This is a genomic window from Micrococcus sp., assembly GCF_030523875.1.
Taxonomy (GTDB): Bacteria; Actinomycetota; Actinomycetes; order Actinomycetales; family Micrococcaceae; genus Micrococcus.
Genome location: NZ_JAUNHR010000156.1, coordinates 1 through 2123, shown reverse-complemented (window position 1 = coordinate 2123; position 2123 = coordinate 1). Strand labels below are relative to the sequence as shown.

The window sequence follows — 2123 nt, the reverse complement described above, 5'->3', positions numbered from 1 at the left end:
GGGCGGCACGTGGCCCGCCCCTCGTGGGCGCCGTCGGCGGCCTGGACGAGCTGGTAGCGGACCGTCACGGCGTCGCCGACCACGACGAACGCGACCAGCAGGGCCGGGTCCACGACGGTGATGATGCCCGGGACGTGCCAGGCGCCGTCCGCGCCGAGGTACGCCTCCGGGTAGAGGACGTAGCGGCCGCGGTCCAGGAGGACGACGCCGGTGATGGACGCGCCGTGCGTGCACGGCAGGAACCGCTCGACCAGCGGGGCGCCGGCCACGACCGGGGTGATCAGCTGGGCGGTCACGCCGTCGCCTCCTTCACGAACCGGGGCCCACCGTCGGCGTGATCCCCGTCGCGGCGGGCGCGGGTGCCGTCGGGGAGGGTGAAGGCGGTGATGTCCCAGGTGGGATAAACGAGGGCGCACCCGTCGAAACCGACGGCGACCACTTCAAGGCCAGTCCACAGGGCCAGGCCAGTGGCAAGCGCCTCCCGGAGTCGGACGTCCGTGAGGACGCACGGCTCGCCCGGCAGTTCCACTTCCTCGGCGGGGCGGGCCTGGGCGTGCTCGCGCTCATGCTCGCGGGCCAGGTCGTAGGCCAGGCGGGCGTACTCCGTGAGGTCCTCGGGGCTGACGCTGGCGAGGATCTGGAAGGCGACCCCGGGCATGAACTTCTTGGACAGCTCGGCGGCGGCGGTCTCGGTCAGGGGGTGCTGGGTGGTGCTCATGCCTGCACCTCCGCCCAGGCCGAGGCCGCGTCCTCACGGGACCAGGCGGTGCCGTCCTCGTCGGTGAACGCGAGGATGCCCGAGGGCTCGACTCGCCATGGCGCCACCTGCTCTTCACCGGTCTCCGGGTCAGCCGGCGCGTCGAAGGGTCCGTAGAACAGCAGGTCCGCGCCGAGAACGAGCCACTCCGCAGTGGAGCCCTCGACGTCGGTCACAGCCCAGATGAGACGGCCCGGCTCGATCGGCAGAGGCTCCGGGCCGGGCGAGGGGACCAGCCAGAACTGGTGCGGGCGCAGCCTGCCGAACGCGGAGAGGATCAGCGCCGCCGAGGCGTCTCGCCAGTTGCCGTCCTTGTCCCGCTCGTGGGCGACGACGATCACGGACGTGGCGCCCCGATCGACCCGCACCAGATCGCCGGCACCGATGCGCTCCGCTGCGGACTCGATCTCGTACGGGCCCTCCCACTCGCGCGGGTCGTGGAACGGGTGGCCGGCCGGGTGTGCGGGGGTGTGCTGGACGGTCATGCTCGTCTTCCTCTCTGGTACGCGGCCCGCTCGAGGTCCGCGATGATCTGGGCTTCCTGCTCCGCCCGGGCCTGCCGGGCGGACTCCTTCAGGTGATGCGCGCACGCGCGGCCGTGGTGGCACACCCCGTGCGGATTCCGGCAGCAGCGGCCGTTACAGGCGACTCCGTGCCAGGTGGCCGCGGTCTTCTGGCTCATGCCGCGACCGCCTCCTCCGCCTGCCGCTCCTTGGCGCGGCGCTGGCGTTGCCGGCGGCCGTCCCAGTCCGGGTGCTCGGCCCGCCAGGCGTCCATCTCGTCGGCGGCGCCCTCGAGGCGCCGGGTGCCGGCCGCCGGGCTGGTGTCGTAGGCCGGCCTCGTGAGGGGGGTGGGCGTGGCGGACCGCTCCCACCCGCACCGGCAGGACCGGCGCTCGTCCTCGAGCTGGTCCAGAGCCAGACGCAGCGCCTCCTCGAGCTCCGCGTTGCGGCGCCGCACGGCGGCGGCGTCCTGGCGGGCCTGCTCCGCGTGCGAGGCGGCCAGGCGCAGACGTGGGGGCAGCGCGGCCCGGTGCCGGTACCCGCCGCTCACGCCGCCACACCCTCGTCCTCGGCGGCGGAGGCCGGGGCCAGCGGGTCCTCCGCGCCGAGCTCACGGATCGCCCGGACCTCCGGGTCCACCCACTCCCAGCCCAGCGCCTGGCGCAGCTCGAACCAGGTGAGCGCGAGCCCGCCCGGCCGCTCGTACGCCCAGCACCCCAGCGACGCCGGCCGCAGCGAGGCCAGCACCCATAGCGCGGTCTGCTCCGCGAGGGACCGGCCCGCGAGCGCGGTAGCCGCGGTGGCTTCGGAGCTGTCGCCCAGGCCGAGGACGGCCTCGTAGGTGTCGCGGAGGGTCCACCAGC

Annotated in this window: 6 protein-coding genes; all 6 read right to left on the bottom strand. The window is 74.6% G+C overall.

All coding sequences use genetic code 11. From position 1 onward, the window contains the following. A partial coding sequence (locus Q4D18_RS11665) for a hypothetical protein (RefSeq protein ID WP_303128600.1) occupies positions 1 to 296 on the bottom strand: 296 nt, incomplete at its 3' end. Then, positions 293 to 718 carry a hypothetical protein gene (locus Q4D18_RS11660; protein WP_303128598.1) on the bottom strand — a complete coding sequence of 142 codons (426 nt, stop codon included), beginning with the start codon at positions 716 to 718 and terminating at the stop codon, positions 293 to 295. The genes Q4D18_RS11660 and Q4D18_RS11665, both read right to left, overlap by 4 nt. Next, the gene (locus Q4D18_RS11655) at positions 715 to 1242 is read right to left on the bottom strand and encodes a hypothetical protein (protein WP_303128596.1); all 528 of its coding nucleotides are present in this window, start codon (positions 1240 to 1242) and stop codon (positions 715 to 717) included. Before Q4D18_RS11655 ends, Q4D18_RS11660 begins: the two co-directional genes overlap by 4 nt. Then, positions 1239 to 1439 carry a hypothetical protein gene (locus Q4D18_RS11650; protein WP_303128595.1) on the bottom strand — a complete coding sequence of 67 codons (201 nt, stop codon included), beginning with the start codon at positions 1437 to 1439 and terminating at the stop codon, positions 1239 to 1241. Before Q4D18_RS11650 ends, Q4D18_RS11655 begins: the two co-directional genes overlap by 4 nt. Further along, entirely contained in the window at positions 1436 to 1810 is a 375-nt protein-coding gene (locus Q4D18_RS11645; RefSeq protein WP_303128592.1) for a hypothetical protein, read from the bottom strand. Before Q4D18_RS11645 ends, Q4D18_RS11650 begins: the two co-directional genes overlap by 4 nt. Continuing rightward, on the bottom strand, positions 1807 to 2123 hold a 317-nt coding region (locus Q4D18_RS11640), incomplete at its 5' end, for a hypothetical protein (protein ID WP_303128590.1). The genes Q4D18_RS11645 and Q4D18_RS11640, both read right to left, overlap by 4 nt.

Excerpts from the sequence above, each read along its gene's own strand:
- Q4D18_RS11660 (WP_303128598.1), bottom strand. The coding sequence starts at position 718 with ATGAGCACCACCCAGCACCCCCTGACCGAGACCGCCGCCGCCGAGCTG.
- Q4D18_RS11655 (WP_303128596.1), bottom strand. The coding sequence starts at position 1,242 with ATGACCGTCCAGCACACCCCCGCACACCCGGCCGGCCACCCGTTCCAC.
- Q4D18_RS11650 (WP_303128595.1), bottom strand. The coding sequence starts at position 1,439 with ATGAGCCAGAAGACCGCGGCCACCTGGCACGGAGTCGCCTGTAACGGC.